Origin of the sequence: Rhizobium sp. P40RR-XXII, assembly GCF_012641405.1 — a bacterium.
In the GTDB taxonomy this organism is placed as follows: Bacteria; Pseudomonadota; Alphaproteobacteria; order Rhizobiales; family Rhizobiaceae; genus Rhizobium.
Genome location: NZ_JABAII010000001.1, coordinates 553,740 through 568,129, shown reverse-complemented (window position 1 = coordinate 568,129; position 14,390 = coordinate 553,740). Strand labels below are relative to the sequence as shown.

At 59.8% G+C, this 14,390-nt stretch carries 15 protein-coding genes and 1 tRNA gene; 10 read left to right on the top strand and 6 right to left on the bottom strand.

Going from position 1 to position 14,390, the window contains the following annotated elements; genetic code table 11:
• Positions 1-77: 77 nt before the first annotated feature.
• Positions 78-1,142, bottom strand: a complete 1,065-nt coding sequence (gene chvE, locus HGP16_RS02765) for a multiple monosaccharide ABC transporter substrate-binding protein (RefSeq protein WP_168838479.1) — start codon at positions 1,140-1,142, stop codon at positions 78-80.
• 274 nt (positions 1,143-1,416) lie between these two features.
• Between chvE and HGP16_RS02760 the strand changes: the two genes are divergently transcribed.
• Together HGP16_RS02760 and HGP16_RS02755 are read left to right on the top strand one after the other, a co-directional pair.
• The gene (locus HGP16_RS02760) at positions 1,417-2,424 is read left to right on the top strand and encodes a LysR family transcriptional regulator (RefSeq protein WP_168838478.1); all 1,008 of its coding nucleotides are present in this window, start codon (positions 1,417-1,419) and stop codon (positions 2,422-2,424) included.
• Between the two features lie 75 nt (positions 2,425-2,499).
• Entirely contained in the window at positions 2,500-2,970 is a 471-nt protein-coding gene (locus HGP16_RS02755) for a hypothetical protein (protein ID WP_168838477.1), read from the top strand.
• Here HGP16_RS02755 and HGP16_RS02750 read toward each other — a convergent pair whose 3' ends face one another.
• Entirely contained in the window at positions 2,971-3,231 is a 261-nt protein-coding gene (locus tag HGP16_RS02750) for a hypothetical protein (protein WP_168838476.1), read from the bottom strand.
• Positions 3,232-3,462: 231 nt separating this feature from the next.
• Between HGP16_RS02750 and iolG the strand changes: the two genes are divergently transcribed.
• The 4 genes from iolG to HGP16_RS02730 all read left to right on the top strand — a co-directional run bounded on the left by iolG (position 3,463) and on the right by HGP16_RS02730 (position 5,967).
• Entirely contained in the window at positions 3,463-4,455 is a 993-nt protein-coding gene (iolG, locus tag HGP16_RS02745; protein ID WP_168838475.1) for an inositol 2-dehydrogenase, read from the top strand.
• A 173-nt stretch (positions 4,456-4,628) separates the two neighbouring features.
• Positions 4,629-4,943 (top strand): ArsR/SmtB family transcription factor, encoded by a 315-nt coding sequence (locus HGP16_RS02740; RefSeq protein ID WP_112340583.1) that lies wholly within the window; start codon positions 4,629-4,631, stop codon positions 4,941-4,943.
• The gene (locus tag HGP16_RS02735; RefSeq protein WP_168838474.1) at positions 4,940-5,299 is read left to right on the top strand and encodes an SRPBCC domain-containing protein; all 360 of its coding nucleotides are present in this window, start codon (positions 4,940-4,942) and stop codon (positions 5,297-5,299) included. The genes HGP16_RS02740 and HGP16_RS02735 overlap by 4 nt, the downstream gene beginning before the upstream one ends.
• Before the next feature lie 44 nt (positions 5,300-5,343).
• Positions 5,344-5,967 carry an ATP-dependent Clp protease proteolytic subunit gene (locus tag HGP16_RS02730; protein WP_168838473.1) on the top strand — a complete coding sequence of 208 codons (624 nt, stop codon included), beginning with the start codon at positions 5,344-5,346 and terminating at the stop codon, positions 5,965-5,967.
• Positions 5,968-6,021: 54 nt separating this feature from the next.
• Here the strand turns inward: HGP16_RS02730 and HGP16_RS02725 are convergent, their stop codons facing one another.
• Positions 6,022-7,263, bottom strand: coding sequence for an ROK family transcriptional regulator (locus HGP16_RS02725; protein WP_168838472.1), 1,242 nt, complete (start codon positions 7,261-7,263; stop codon positions 6,022-6,024).
• Between the two features lie 222 nt (positions 7,264-7,485).
• Here HGP16_RS02725 and xylF point away from each other — a divergent pair, with 222 nt between their 5' ends.
• The 4 genes from xylF (at position 7,486) to HGP16_RS02705 (ending at position 11,167) form a co-directional block, all read left to right on the top strand.
• Positions 7,486-8,526, top strand: a complete 1,041-nt coding sequence (gene xylF, locus HGP16_RS02720; RefSeq protein WP_168838471.1) for a D-xylose ABC transporter substrate-binding protein — start codon at positions 7,486-7,488, stop codon at positions 8,524-8,526.
• A gap of 291 nt (positions 8,527-8,817) precedes the next feature.
• Positions 8,818-10,131: a sugar ABC transporter permease gene (locus HGP16_RS02715; protein ID WP_168838602.1), complete on the top strand. Its 1,314-nt coding sequence runs from the start codon at positions 8,818-8,820 to the stop codon at positions 10,129-10,131.
• Between the two features lie 15 nt (positions 10,132-10,146).
• On the top strand, positions 10,147-10,929 hold the full coding sequence (locus tag HGP16_RS02710; protein ID WP_168838470.1) for an ATP-binding cassette domain-containing protein: 783 nt from the start codon (positions 10,147-10,149) through the stop codon (positions 10,927-10,929).
• A gap of 161 nt (positions 10,930-11,090) precedes the next feature.
• Positions 11,091-11,167 (top strand) — tRNA-Arg (locus tag HGP16_RS02705).
• 148 nt (positions 11,168-11,315) lie between these two features.
• Here the strand turns inward: HGP16_RS02705 and HGP16_RS02700 are convergent.
• The 3 genes from HGP16_RS02700 to HGP16_RS02690 all read right to left on the bottom strand — a co-directional run bounded on the left by HGP16_RS02700 (position 11,316) and on the right by HGP16_RS02690 (position 14,276).
• Positions 11,316-12,218, bottom strand: coding sequence for a GNAT family N-acetyltransferase (locus HGP16_RS02700; RefSeq protein ID WP_168838469.1), 903 nt, complete (start codon positions 12,216-12,218; stop codon positions 11,316-11,318).
• 360 nt (positions 12,219-12,578) lie between these two features.
• The gene (locus tag HGP16_RS02695; RefSeq protein WP_168838468.1) at positions 12,579-12,890 is read right to left on the bottom strand and encodes a hypothetical protein; all 312 of its coding nucleotides are present in this window, start codon (positions 12,888-12,890) and stop codon (positions 12,579-12,581) included.
• A gap of 285 nt (positions 12,891-13,175) precedes the next feature.
• On the bottom strand, positions 13,176-14,276 hold the full coding sequence (locus tag HGP16_RS02690) for a porin (protein WP_168838467.1): 1,101 nt from the start codon (positions 14,274-14,276) through the stop codon (positions 13,176-13,178).
• Positions 14,277-14,390 lie beyond the last annotated feature (114 nt).

Here is a 14,390-nt window from a genome sequence, read left to right as displayed (position 1 = left end):
TAGCAGACCGCGCGATCGTCTTAAATATCAAAGCCAGGGCTCGCGTTTCAGCGAGCCCTGACCGCTATGTTGGAAAATTACTTCAGCTGATCAGCCTTGTAGTAACCGCCTTCGACGAGGATCTTCTCGTAGTTGGTCTTGTCGACTGCGACCGGGGTCAGCAGGTAAGACGGAACAACCTTGACGCCGTTGTCGTAGGTCTTGCTGTCGTTGACTTCAGGCGTCTTGCCTTCCATCAGAGCGTTGACCATGCCGACGGTGACCTTAGCGAGGTCACGGGTGTCCTTGAAGATCGTGGAATGCTGCTCGCCGGCGATGATCGACTTGACCGACGGAATTTCGGAGTCCTGACCGGTAACGATCGGAAGCTTCACGCCGCCGGAACCGTAACCAACGCCCTTGAGCGAGGAGAGGATACCGATCGACAGGCCGTCATACGGAGACAGAACGGCATCGACGTGGGAGTCGGTGTAATAAGCCGACAGCAGGTTATCCATACGAGCCTGGGCCGTTGCCGGGTCCCAACGCAGCGTACCGACCTTGTCCATGCCCATCTGGCCGGACTTCACGACCAGCTTGCCGCTGTCGATGTAGGGCTTCAGAACCGACATTGCGCCGTCATAGAAGAAGAAGGCGTTGTTGTCGTCCGGAGAACCGCCGAAAAGCTCGATATTGAACGGACCCTTGCCGTCCTTGAGGCCGAGAGCGTCGACGATCGAGCCGGCCTGGAGAACGCCGACCTTGAAGTTGTCGAAGGTCGCATAGTAGTCGACGTTGCCGCTGTTGCGGATCAGGCGGTCGTAAGCGATGACCTTGATGCCGGCATCGTGTGCCTTCTGCAGAACGTCGGACAGCGTGGTGCCGTCGATCGAAGCGATGACGAGAACCTTGTCGCCCTTGGTGACCATGTTTTCGATCTGCGACAGCTGGTTCGGAATGTCGTCGTCGCCATACTGCAGGTCGGTGCCGTAACCGGCAGCCTGGAGCTGCTTGACGATGTTGTTGCCGTCGTCGATCCAGCGGGCCGAAGCCTTGGTCGGCATGGCAATGCCTACTGTGCCCTTGTCCGCCGCGAAGGCAGGTACCACCAGCGTGGCGACGCCGAATGCAGCGCCGGCCATCAATGAGATAATGGATTTCATTACTCTCTCCCTTGTTGTTTAATGTGGCGGACAAAAAATGCCCGCCCGAAACTGCGGCAGGTTCCGTAGAAGGAATGGTTTACTTCTAATTGTGAGAAACGAAGTAGGTCTCCTCCACGCTCTCACGGTCTATGAGCTGTACCCAGCGCACGATCGGCAAACTCGTACGATTTCGTATATCTGTCAAATAGAATAACTGGTAAAACATATACCAACTTTGATATAATGGTAAAAAATAGTACTTTTTTGCCGACGAATGGGAAATTTGGCCGTCATGGAGAAAATATATAACGATTATTTGAGCGATGGCATTGAGATTCATTCCGACAATTTTCGCGACGACACGTTGTTGAAAGCCGGTTTGAAGCTCAATCACCTGCGAATGATTGTCACAATCGAGGACCATGGGCAAATTTCGGCCGCCGCCGAGTCCATGAACATGTCACAACCAGCGGCTTCACGCATGCTCTCCGAAATGGAGTCAATTGTCAAAAGTCCGCTCTACGAGCGCGTCGCCCGGGGCGTCGTGCTGACCCCATTCGGCCTTGCGCTCGCCAAACGGGCGCGCAAGATCCTGCTCGAGTTGCGTGAGGCGGGCCGCGAGCTCGGCGCCTTGCGGACCGGCAAGGGCGGCTCCGTCTTTCTGGGCGCGGTAACCGCCCCGGCGATCAGCCTGGTGGTGCCGGCAATCCAGCGGGTAACGCGCACCTATCCGGGCATCGAGATCAATATCGAAGTGGAGAACAGCAATGTCCTAGCGCGCGAGCTGCTGACCGCCCGCCACGACTTCATCATCAGCCGCATTCCCGACGATCTCGATCCGCGCCTCTTCACCGCCCATGAAATCGGCGTCGAGAAAGCCTGCCTCGTGGTCCGCAACGGACATCCACTGCTCGAAAAGGGAGTGGCCAGCCTGCCGGACCTCGCCGGCTACGACTGGGTCTTCCAGCCACCCGGCACGTTGCTGCGGCGCAAGGTGGAGGACATCTTCCTTGCGGCAGGCGTGCCCCTGCCGGAAAATGTCATCAACACCTCGTCCCTGCTGTTGACGCTTGCCGTGGTCTGCAAGACGGATGCCGTTGCTCCCATTGCGCTGGACATGGCGCAATTCATCTGCGGGCAGACATCGCAGGCCGGCGAATCCTCCATCCTGCCGATCGACTTCGACATCGATGTCAGGCCCTACAGCCTGATCACAGCGCGCGAACGCGCCATGCCGCCGAGCGCCCGGCTGCTGCACGACATGATCCTGGAAGAGAGCAGGAATCTTGCGCTGACATAACGTTACGTTCGCGGATGCATGCCCATAAGCTCCACGCCAACTTCCGCTCCTATGAAACTTGGCGTGGAGGCTCGCATGTTGTTCAGGCAATCATTGTTTCAATCCGTGCTCGACCGCCTCGATACCGAGGAGGATGCGCCGGAAAAGGAAGAGGCGCACCGCATCCGCGGCCTCAATGTCAGCTTTGCCGCGACGGTGCTCGGCGGCGAGGCGCCGGAAACGCACCGGCCCGACGAAGCCTATCGCGACAATCTCGGCGATCCGATTATCCCGCCCGAACCGGAACCCGAACCTGCGCCGCAGGAGCCGGAGCCGGAGCCGCCGGTCATGCCGAAACATCTGGCACGAACGTCACGGGAAGAGATCGCCGCGGAGCTTGCAATCACCTCGGACCTTACGCGCGAAGCTCTGCAGGAAAAACGCCGCAGCTTCGCCAAGGCCAATCACCCGGACAGCATCGCCGCCCTCTTCCGCGAACAGGCGACGACCCGCATGACGCTTGCCAATCAGCTGATCGACGAAGCCATCCGCCGCCTAAGGCGATGATTATTTCTTATCTTCCGCAGGCCCGTCATCCTCGGCGACATCGTCCCGCGCGGGCGCATCATTGGTTGCCGCAGGCGGTTGAGGCTTGAAATTCAGAAGCAGCATCCAGGCCGAATAGACACCAAGCGCTCCTGACAGCATGGCCCAGAACGGCTGCGAGCCAAAGGTTTCGACGGCTGCCCAGCCAAAACAGACAGCCACGATGAGGATGCGCACCCAAAGCGGCTTATAGAGCGGGTGACTGGGATCGATCAGTTGCATGGGTCTCTTTTGCCTATTCAAGAAGACTTGTCTTTAGCGCATCATTGGGAAAATTGTGAAGCGGTCCGGATAAAATAAGGTTTTGCGGGCTGATTTCGGCTAGGCCGAGATCGAACAGCATTTTTGAGAATTGTGAAGTCCAGGCGGCTTGACGCCGTCGCCGGAAAATGGAATGAAAATTCCATAGAGGTAGATATTCGGTCCATTTATTCCGAATTCAGGGAGGTAAGAATGACTGTCAGATTTGGCCTGCTCGGCGCCGGACGCATCGGCAAGGTGCATGCGAAGGCCGTCAGCGGCGATGCCAACGCCAGGCTCGTTGCCGTCGCGGATGCCTTTCCGGCGGCAGCGGAAGCAATTTCAGCCGCCTATGGCTGCGAAGTGCGCACCATCGAGGCCATCGAAGCGGCAAACGATATCGATGCCGTCGTCATCTGCACGCCGACCGATACCCATGCCGATCTTATCGAGCGCTTCTCTCGCGCCGGCAAGGCCGTCTTCTGCGAGAAGCCGGTGGATCTCGACGTCGCCCGCGTCGAGGCCTGCATCAAGGTCGTCAAGGAAACCAAGGGCAAGCTGATGGTCGGCTTCAACCGCCGCTTCGACCCGCATTTCATGGCCGTCAAGAAGGCCATCGACGAAGGCCGCATCGGCACTGTGGAGATGGTGACGATCACCTCGCGCGATCCGGGCGCCCCGCCCGTCGATTACATCAAGCGCTCCGGCGGCATTTTCCGCGACATGACCATCCATGATTTCGACATGGCCCGCTTCCTGCTCGGCGAAGAGCCTGTGGCCGTGACCGCAACCGCGGCCGTGCTGGTCGACAAGGCGATCGGCGAAGCTGGCGATTACGACAGCGTTTCCGTCATCCTCCAGACGGCGTCGGGCAAGCAGGCGATCATCTCCAATTCCCGGCGCGCCACCTACGGCTACGATCAGCGCATCGAAATCCACGGCTCGAAGGGCATGGTAGCAGCCGAAAACCAGCGCCCCTTCTCGATCGAAGTCGCCAATGGCGATGGCTACACCCGCCCGCCGCTGCATGATTTCTTCATGACGCGCTACACGGAAGCCTATGCTAACGAGATCGCAAGCTTCATCGCCGCAGTCGAAAAGGGCGCCACCATCACTCCCTCGGGCACCGATGGCCTCGCCGCCCTGAAGCTGGCGGATGCCGCCCTGCAGTCGGTCAAGGAAGGCCGCCTGATAAAGGTCGGCTAAGCAGCCGCAATTCCTGCAAGAAATACGATCCTCCCAAAAGGTCCGCCGCGAATCGCTTCGCGGCGGACCTTTTCTTTGGCCGGAAGGCCCGTGCCAGCCTCGCCTTTCGAGGCTGCCGTTCTCCGTTGTCGAAACCTCTTGCGAATCGCATAAGTACGTGCTTATCTGTTCTCATGATAGAGAACGAGATATTCCGGGCTTTGGCGGATCCGACCCGCCGCGCCATTTTTGAAAAGCTCGCCGCCGGTGGCATGAATGCCAGCGCCCTTCGCGAAGGCATTGATATCAGCCAGCCGGCCATGTCCCAGCATCTCGCCGTTCTGCGCGGCGCCGGGCTGGTCAGGGAAGAACGACAGGGGCGGTTCGTGAATTACGAAGTCGATCCGGAGGGGCTTGCCCTCATTGCGCAATGGCTGGCGAAATACCGCGCCTACTGGCCCGCCCGCATCGAAGCTCTCAAGGTCTTGCTGAAGGATATGGACCAATGAACGACCGGAAAATCCCTGCCCGCAAACCCGGCATCGAACTTGAGTACGATCTCAACGAGCCCCCTCAGAAGGTGTGGCGCGCGGTCAGCACTCCCGAACTTCGCGAAAACTGGCTGCCGAAGGAAGCCTTGGCCGATCCCCAGGCAATATCCGTCACGCCAGGTGAAGAGGTGCGCTACCGCCTGCGCGACGACGCGCCGCCATTCCTCGAAAGCACCGTAACCTTCAGGATAGCTCCGAACGCAAACGGCGGCACGAGCCTGCGGATCATCCACGAACTTGATGATGTGCGGCTTCGCCAGGCTGAAAAGGCTGCGGCAAACAATAACAGCCTGACCGTCATGCGCGCCGCCTGACGCTCTGAATAGATCAACAATTTCAAGAATATTGGAGTTCGCCGATGCGCGAAGCGATGCAACTCGTCCCCATGGTCGTGGAACAATCCAGCAGAGGAGAGCGGTCTTTCGACATCTATTCCCGCTTGCTGCGCGAGAGGATCATCTTCCTGAATGGCGAGGTGAACGATACCGTCTCAGCCCTCGTCTGCGCCCAACTCTTATTTCTCGAGGCGGAAAGCCCGAAGAAACCGATCAGCCTTTATGTCAATTCGCCCGGAGGCGTCGTGACCAGCGGCCTCGCCATGTACGATACCATGCGCTACATCCGCGCGCCGGTGCATACGCTCTGCATGGGGACGGCTCGTTCAATGGGGTCTTTTCTGCTGATGGCCGGCGAACCGGGCCAGCGCACCGCGCTGCCCAATGCCAGCATCCATATCCATCAGCCCTTGGGCGGCTTCCAGGGGCAGGCATCGGACATCTTTATCCACGCTGAAGAAATGAGACGAACGAAACACCGCATGACACGGCTCTACGCCGAGCATTGCGGCCGCTCCTATGAGGAATTCGAGCGCGCCATGGATCGCGATCACTTCATGACGGCGGAAGAAGCGCTGGAATGGGGATTGATCGACCGCATCCTGCACATTCGCGAGGAAGAGCAACCCTTGGGCCTGACGGATTGAGTCCAACAGCGGCGCTGCAGCCAGTCGCAGTGCCGAACTTTCGCGTCGTGGCTCTCAACCGGCCCGGTCGCGCAATTCCACGACCGATCCGCTCCTTTTCACGATATCATTGTCGATGATCGAAAATGCACGGTTCAGATGCCCTTCGAAGACGAGCGTCGGCTCGTCGACGATGACGCGCAGCTCCGGCATGCCCTCCATGCGCACGACATGCGATTCCGCCAGTCCCTCGGTTATGCCCTCGATCAGCAGATCATAATAGCGTACGCCCGGACCGGTGATGACGATCGGCATCCGCTCGTGCAGGCTCAGGACGCGCGAAAGGCCATTGCCGAGCGCCAGGCCGGCCTGACGGAAGGCCAGCACATTGCGGCGCCCGCCATGGCGCGCGCTCGCTGCGATCTTGTCGAGTTCGGCGATAGGAACGAACTTCGCCGGGATCGTGTCGAGCGGCACGTCGAAAGCCGTGCGCAGCATGGCATAAAAGCCTGCATAGGCCTCAATGCAGCCGCGTGCGCCGCAGCGGCAAAGACCACCGCCCGGTACATGCATCATATGCCCGAAATTCGGCGCCGAGATATGATGATTACCCTCCTGATCTCGGCGCACGATGCCGAGCCCGATGCTGTGGCCAAGCGACAGCGCCGCCATTGCGCGGAAACCGCCACGCGTGCTGATTTCCTCCTGCCGCCCGAGGGCCGCGGCCACCAGCAGGGTCTCGTTGCCAAGAATGACTTGCGCTGTCCATTCGTCACGAAGCACGGCGGCGAAATCGATCTCGGCGCGCCCGAAGATCGGCGACCAGCGCAGCACTGGTTCGGACGCATCGACGAGCCCCTTGCTGCTGATCGAGATCATCAGCACCTTGTCGCGCGACAATTGCGAACGGGTGACGATCCGGTTCAAGGCATCGCGCAATCCGGCCACGAAGCGATCGACATCGACGACGTTCTGCTGCCTGTCCTCGGTGAAACGGTCGATCAGGCGGCCGGTATAATCGACAAGGGAATATTGCACGGCATCCGACGAGATGACAACGACGATGAGATAGCCGCAATCACGCCGCTGCGAAAACAGCACGCGCGGCCGCCCGCGGCCACTGGCGGCCTGCTGCTCCGCCTTTTCGATGATCTGCGCCCGTTCGAGATCGGCTGTGATGACCGACACGGTCGCGGAGGAGAGTTTCGTAAAGTCAGAAAGCTCGGTATGGGCAAGCGGGCCGTGCCGGCGCAGCGCCGACAAGACCAAAGCGCTGTTCTTTTGACGGACCAATTCGGTGCTCGATTTGGCCAGCATCGGCAAGCTCCCCGCTCATCAACCCTCCCCTTCCGCAGCCCTGATAGCCCATTTCGGATGACCGATGAAAGCCGGCAATGCGGGTGTTGACAGTTGAAAAAATCTCTGACACTAAATTTCTCGACTGTCGAGAAAAAAATCCAAAGCTTTTCTTGTCAGCATTTTCGCCGCGGCCGACGGGAGTTAAGGATACGTGCGGCCGCATTCAATCGGGAGGATCACATGAAAGCTTTCATCAAGCTGGCTGCGGGCGCAGCCATCGTTTTGACCATGCAGACGGCCGCCTTCGCCAAGGATCTCGTCGTCGGCGTTTCCTGGTCGAACTTCCAGGAAGAGCGTTGGAAGACCGATGAAGCCGCCATCAAGAAGGCGCTCGCGGCAGCCGGCGCCAAGTACATTTCCGCCGACGCCCAGTCGTCCGCTTCCAAGCAGCTGACCGACGTCGAGTCGCTGATTTCCCAGGGCGCCAACGCCCTCATCATTCTCGCGCAGGATTCCGACGCCATCGGCCCGGCCGTTGAAAAGGCCGCCGACGAGGGCATTCCAGTGGTCGGCTACGACCGCCTGATCGAAAATCCGGCCGCCTTCTACATCACCTTCGACAACAAGGAAGTGGGTCGCATGCAGGCTCGCGACGTGCTGAAGGCAAAGCCGGAAGGCAACTACGTCTTCATCAAGGGCTCGTCGTCCGACCCGAATGCCGACTTCCTCTTCGCGGGCCAGATGGAAGTGCTGAAGTCCGCCATCGACGCCGGCAAGATCAAGAATGTCGGCGAAGCCTACACGGATGGCTGGCTGCCGCAGAACGCGCAGCGCAACATGGAGCAGTTCCTGACCGCCAACAACAACAAGGTTGACGCGGTCGTCGCCTCCAACGACGGCACCGCCGGCGGCGCAGTCGCTGCACTCGACGCCCAGGGCCTCGCAGGTTCCGTGCCGGTTTCCGGCCAGGACGCCGACAAGGCCGCTCTGAACCGCATCGCGCTCGGCACGCAGACCGTTTCGGTCTGGAAGGACTCGCGCGAGCTCGGCAAGCGCGCCGCTGAAATCGCCCTCGCTCTTGCCGGCGGCAAGACCCAGGACCAGATCGATGGCGTACAGACCTTCAACGGTGGCCCGAAGCATGTTGCGATGAAGTCGGTCTTCCTGACCCCGATCCCGATCACCAAGGACAATCTGAACGTCGTCATCGACGCCGGCTGGATCTCCAAGGCTGAAGCCTGCCAGGGCGTCAAGGCCGGCAGCGTCGCTGCCTGCAAGTAAGCACTTGGCTGACGAGTTGACCCGAAGATAATGCCGACGCCGCAAGGGGCTCTCCGTTGCGGCGTCGAATGCGGATAAGAGGCCCGCAACTCCACCCAGAATGGAGACGCAAGGCTTCCCGCATGTGTTGCGTCATCGCATATCCGATCGGCCTGCCGGACGGCGGTCGTGGAACCGGCAGACGCCGGATGGGCGAGCGATGGCGTCTATTGTGACCAGCGCGGATACTGCCCAGCGATCAATGAAAAGCATTCGCGGGCCTGCGCCCAACAGTGGGAGAACGGCAAAGCGATGGCCGACCTGACGCATTCCACAACATCGAGCGGTCCGCGCAATGCAGAGGAAGGCGCAATCACGCGCTTTCTGCGTGCCACCGAAATCGATACCCGCCTGCTCGGCATGGTCGGCGCGCTGCTGATCATCTGGATCGGCTTCGATCTTTATACCGGCGGCCTGTTCCTGACACCCCGAAATCTCTGGAACCTTTCCGTCCAGACCTGTGAAATTGCGGTACTTGCCACCGGCATGGTGCTCGTAATCGTCACCCGCAATATCGATCTTTCCGTCGGCTCGATGCTCGGTTTCGTCGCCATGGTCATGGGCGTCGTCCAGGCGAAATATCTGCCGGCCTATCTCGGCTTCGACAGCTCCTGGACCTGGGTCATCACGCTGATCTGCGGCCTCGTCGTCGGCACGCTGCTCGGCACTTTCCAGGGCGTGATCATCGCTTTCTTCAATGTCCCCTCCTTCATCGTCACCCTCGGCGGCTTCCTCGCCTGGCGCGGCCTTGCCTGGTACGTCACCAGCGGCCAGACGGTTGCCCCGCTCGATGCCACCTTCCGCATCATGGGCGGCGGCGCCGAAGGCTCGATCGGCGCGACATGGAGCTGGATCCTCGGCGGTCTCGCCTGCCTCTTCATCGTTCTCGGCATCATCGGCGGACGCCATCAGCGCAAGCGCTTCAACTTCCCGCGCCGGCCGCTCTGGGCGGAATATTTCCTCGCCGTCCTCGGCTCCGCCCTCGTCCTCGTGACGATCTACGTTTTCAACATCTATTACTGGCCCATCGGCATCGCGAAGAAATACGCGACCGAGCACAATATTCCCTGGCCGGAAACCGGGCTCGATATCCCCTACGGCATCGCCGTGCCCGTGCTGATCGCCGTCGGCATCGGCATCGTCATGACCTTCATCGCCACCCGCCTGCGCTTCGGCCGCTATGTCTTCGCCATCGGCGGTAACCCGGAAGCAGCCGAACTCGCCGGCATCAAGACCCGCTGGGTGACGGTGCGCATCTTCGCGCTGATGGGCTTGCTTGCGGCGGTTGCCGCGGCGATCTCCACGGCGCGCCTCAACGCCGCCGCCAATTCGCAGGGCACGACCTACGAGCTTTTCACCATCGCTGCGGCGGTCATCGGCGGCACGTCGCTTGCCGGCGGCAGCGGCACGATCGCCGGCGCTATGATCGGCGCCCTGGTCATGCAGTCGCTGCAATCGGGCATGGGGCTCGCCAATGTCGACACGCCGATCCAGAACGTCGTCGTCGGCGTCGTCCTGGTCATCGCCGTCTGGCTCGACATCGTCTACCGCTCGCGCGCCAAGTAAAAGGAATTCGGAACCATGACGGATCAAACCACTCCGCTTGTGGAAATGAAGAACATTTCCATCTCCTTCGGCGGCATCCACGCGGTGGACAATGCCTCGGTGGATCTCTACCCCGGCGAAGTCGTCGCACTTCTCGGCCATAACGGCGCCGGCAAATCGACGCTGATCAAGATCCTCTCCGGCGCCTACAAGCGCGACAGCGGCGATATCCTGATCAACGGCGAACCCGCCGATATCCGCACCCCGCGCGACGCCAAGAAATACGGCATCGAGACGATCTACCAGACGCTCGCCGTCGCCGACAATGTCGACGCCGCCGCCAACCTCTATCTCGGCCGCGAGCTGCAGACCCGCTGGGGCACGCTGGACGACGTCGCGATGGAAGCAAAGGCCCGCGAAGTCATGGGGCGCCTCAACCCCAACTTCAAGCGCTTCAAGGAGCCGGTAAAGGCACTTTCCGGCGGCCAGCGCCAGTCGGTCGCGATCGCCCGCGCCATCCTCTTCGATGCCCGCATCCTGATCATGGACGAGCCGACCGCGGCACTCGGCCCGCAGGAGACGGCGCAGGTCGGCGAACTCATCAAGCAGCTGAAGAAGGAGGGCATCGGCATCTTCCTCATCAGCCACGACATCCACGACGTTTTCGACCTCGCCGACCGTGTCTCGGTCATGAAGAACGGCCAGGTCGTCGGCCACGCCCGCACCGAAGACGTCACCAAGGACGAAGTCCTCGGCATGATCATCCTCGGCAAGGTCCCCCCGAAAGCCACCCCCGGCCCCGGCGCCATGCGGGAATAAGCCGAAACGGCCAACAAAAACGAGGCCGCGCGCCAAAAGCCCGCGGCCTCAGTCCACCAAAACGTCCGATCTCACGCTTTCCTGAATTTTCCTCATTGAAGCCAAACGCTTCCTAGGCTAAGAACCAGCCATCGGACAGGCGATTCAAACCGCCACGGCATGCACCCGTAGCTCAGCTGGATAGAGTGTTGGATTCCGATTCCAAAGGTCACAGGTTCGAATCCTGTCGGGTGCGCCACCGTTTTCCCAAATGCCCATGCCAATACGGAATAAATTCGGAACCAATAGCCGAGGTGGCACGCAACCGTCATCTGCCGCATCCCGATGATCGAGAAGACTCGCAACCGAGCTAGCCATTCCGCTCTGCAACACCCGCAAACGTCTGATCACATAAAGCCTGGATTTCGCGGCAGATATTGCGTCCAGTCGCCATAGCCGGGCGATGCCATCAGCAGCATTGGGAAGGTGATCCGCATGCCTTGATTGATCGCAAGGCTCAAGGCGCTGTCGCATGTGCCTGGCAGGAATGCCGATATCTTCTCGGCGGAGCCGTCTGTCGCCAGCTTCAGCATGGTCGCAAAGGCATCACGGAGAAGGTCAGGCCGCGTGACCGCGAGGGGACCGATGTGTCCGTTGGAGCCGATATAGCCGTAGCCGACAATATCATTGCCAGCGTGGAGCAAAATCCCTGTGATCACGGGATCGTCGAGCAGATAGCGGTGATGCTTCTCCCGCGAGACGCCGATGGCGCGGGAATCGATATCGACGAGATTTTCCATGGTCGCGGCGCCGTTGTCGATCGCGATGGCGCGCAATTGCGGTTCCGGCAGGGTCTGCTTTATCCGTTCGCGCTCGACGTTGAAAAAGTAAATCGGCATCTTGGGAAAGAGGCCGTGCCGCATGTAAAGGCCCTGCGAGACACGATTGAAGGTGAAGGTAATCAATGCCTTGTGAGCCGCTCCCGATTTCCGGGCGTGCTCCATGGTTCGCTCCAGCAGTTCATTTCCGATGCCCTGCCCCTGTCGGGCGGGGTCGACGAACAGCTGGGCGAGGAACCAAACATCGCCGCAAACCCAACTCCAGGCAAAGCCGAGAATTTCGCCCTCGTCTTCCGCGACCCATAATCCATCAGGGTCGTCCTTCAGCGAAAACAGCTGAAAGCCAGGAGGGCTTGCCGTCGCCATCGCGCCGAAGCCATGGCGAACGGTAAGATCGTTGATGCTGGCAACCACCAGCGCATCGGTCGCGGCCAAATCATCCGCGCAAGCAGGTCTGTAAACAAGCGGCATTGGATAACCCCGCAAATTTTTCCGCGTCAAAGCGCAAGACCGCAACACCCGTCATATCGGCCATTCATGACCGCCGTCTAAGATACCGCCGCTTCGCTTTCTGCACTCCTGATCCAGATAAGAGGAACCCGATGCTTGATGCTCCCCCCGGGCATATCCCGCGATCCTGAGATTTCGATAATAACATACGCGTTTTCAATATCATCCTGCCGGATGCGCGGCGAGATACTCTTTGGCAGCCGGCTTCGGCCTGAAAGCCTAAAAAGAATATCGGACGGCAGGAGCTTTCCTGCCGTCCGATAGTGCTATTCGGGAAGGCCTGGCGGCTGATCTCTAATGATAATCGGCCCTGCTTTCGGCTTAGTGGTTCTTGTTCGGACCCTTGCCCGTCGCGAAGCTGCAGGTCTTGATCTTGCATTTCGGATCGTCGCTCGTGGGCACGCTGGCGCTGGCCATCGCACCCTGTCCGAGGCAAGACATCGAATTCAATACGGTCCGATGGTACATCATCAGGCCCGGATGGTGCGACGGGTATCTCAGCACGATCGACCCTTCCTGAGCCATCTTTTCGTGCACGGCCGCGCAGGTCATCGACTTGGAATTATAAGCCGACATTGCCATCGCATTCGTGGAGAACATTGCAATTGCGGCAAGTATGATGATCGTCTTCATGGGTCTTCCTTTGGTCGCGCCGAAAGGCGCTGTCGAAAATGAGATAGTCCTTGATTAGCATCGGATTTATGACAGTGAGCCGACTTCCCTTATCGGCTGTTCAACCACTGCCAGGGGTGACCGGAGCGCCCGTTTAGGTACGATTGCGCCAGGGTCACTTGCGCCTCATGCTGCCCATAGGCAGATGCGGGCCGAGCGGAGATTTTAGAAATCGTCCGGCAAGATATGAGGCCCGATATGAATACCGGGCCTATTCAAGATGAAGGTCAGATTAGACCGAAAGCGTCAGAACGTCCGTTCGAAGCGAAGGATACCCGAGAAGGTGTCGTCACCCGGCAGGTCATAGTGAACGTAAGTCACTTCCGGCTCGATGAGCAGGTTCTTCACCGGGTTGAACTTGATGTTGGTGGTGGCCTCGAAAATCTTCGAGTCGGTATAGGCGAGCTGCAGGTTCCACTTCAGCTTGTCGTTGAACGGAACGCCGACACCGCCCCAGACAGCCCAGTCACCCCAGCCGCAATCCGCGCCGTGAACAACGCCGTCGGACGTCGTGCAGGCCGAGACGTTCTGGTTCGAGCCGGCATACTGGTTGAGCTTGTCGCCGTCGGTGTTCCAGCCGCCCATCAGGAAGGCCGAGAAAGCGCCGAAGTCGGCATCGATACGGGCCTTGATGGCGCCTTCCTCGACAATCGAGTCATAGCCGCCGACAACACGGAACTGCCACGCACCGGCCTTGTAGCCGAGGCCGGCGACGACGTTCGGAGCATAGTGGTCGGTCTCGGACAGCTGCCAGCTGCCGCCATAGGCGCTGGTGGTCGATCCGGAATTGCTGTCTTCGACCGAGATGACGCCGGTGAAGCCGGTGCCGCTATCATAGTTGTAGGTGATCTGGTTCAGTTCGTACGGGCCGTCATAGATCACGTCGTCCTGGATGACATCGCCAGCATAGCCGGTGAATTGGTTGTACTGCGAGTCCGTCTTACCGACAGTAAAGCCGCCGAGAGTGATATAGGCCCACAACAGGTTGGTGGAGGTGGCGTTGCCGTCGTTCCAGTCCCAGCGAACGATGGTTTCGGTCTTCAACGGACCATACTCGGTATCGGTCGCGGTATTGAGGTCGAGCTCGGCGCGGGTATGCCACTTGGTACCGAAGTTGCTATCGCGATTATAGGGATCCTTCCACTGGCCCTCGGTGCGGACCTTGCCGCCGACCCGCAAGCAGGTCTCCGTGCCGGGAATGAAGAAGTAGCCAGCGCCGAACGCATCGCAGATGCGGACATATTCCAGCGGCTCCGGTTCTGCAGCAACGATAGCATCAGCCGCATGCGCGCCGGATACGACGCAGAGGGCAGCAGCGGAACCGATAAGCAAGCTCTTGATGTTCATGGTAACTCCATCCGTCAAATGAACTTGCGCGATGGACGAACCTGGGGGACCGCTCGACATCAAGTTCCAGTGCCTAGTTCGAAGCACAACGCTTCACTTCTGATTAGTAAGCTG

Excerpts from the sequence above, each read along its gene's own strand:
- chvE (WP_168838479.1), bottom strand. The coding sequence starts at position 1,142 with ATGAAATCCATTATCTCATTGATGGCCGGCGCTGCATTCGGCGTCGCC.
- HGP16_RS02760 (WP_168838478.1), top strand. The coding sequence starts at position 1,417 with ATGGAGAAAATATATAACGATTATTTGAGCGATGGCATTGAGATTCAT.
- HGP16_RS02755 (WP_168838477.1), top strand. The coding sequence starts at position 2,500 with ATGTTGTTCAGGCAATCATTGTTTCAATCCGTGCTCGACCGCCTCGAT.
- HGP16_RS02750 (WP_168838476.1), bottom strand. The coding sequence starts at position 3,231 with ATGCAACTGATCGATCCCAGTCACCCGCTCTATAAGCCGCTTTGGGTG.
- iolG (WP_168838475.1), top strand. The coding sequence starts at position 3,463 with ATGACTGTCAGATTTGGCCTGCTCGGCGCCGGACGCATCGGCAAGGTG.
- HGP16_RS02740 (WP_112340583.1), top strand. The coding sequence starts at position 4,629 with ATGATAGAGAACGAGATATTCCGGGCTTTGGCGGATCCGACCCGCCGC.
- HGP16_RS02735 (WP_168838474.1), top strand. The coding sequence starts at position 4,940 with ATGAACGACCGGAAAATCCCTGCCCGCAAACCCGGCATCGAACTTGAG.
- HGP16_RS02730 (WP_168838473.1), top strand. The coding sequence starts at position 5,344 with ATGCGCGAAGCGATGCAACTCGTCCCCATGGTCGTGGAACAATCCAGC.
- HGP16_RS02725 (WP_168838472.1), bottom strand. The coding sequence starts at position 7,263 with ATGCTGGCCAAATCGAGCACCGAATTGGTCCGTCAAAAGAACAGCGCT.
- xylF (WP_168838471.1), top strand. The coding sequence starts at position 7,486 with ATGAAAGCTTTCATCAAGCTGGCTGCGGGCGCAGCCATCGTTTTGACC.
- HGP16_RS02715 (WP_168838602.1), top strand. The coding sequence starts at position 8,818 with ATGGCCGACCTGACGCATTCCACAACATCGAGCGGTCCGCGCAATGCA.
- HGP16_RS02710 (WP_168838470.1), top strand. The coding sequence starts at position 10,147 with ATGACGGATCAAACCACTCCGCTTGTGGAAATGAAGAACATTTCCATC.
- HGP16_RS02700 (WP_168838469.1), bottom strand. The coding sequence starts at position 12,218 with ATGCCGCTTGTTTACAGACCTGCTTGCGCGGATGATTTGGCCGCGACC.
- HGP16_RS02695 (WP_168838468.1), bottom strand. The coding sequence starts at position 12,890 with ATGAAGACGATCATCATACTTGCCGCAATTGCAATGTTCTCCACGAAT.
- HGP16_RS02690 (WP_168838467.1), bottom strand. The coding sequence starts at position 14,276 with ATGAACATCAAGAGCTTGCTTATCGGTTCCGCTGCTGCCCTCTGCGTC.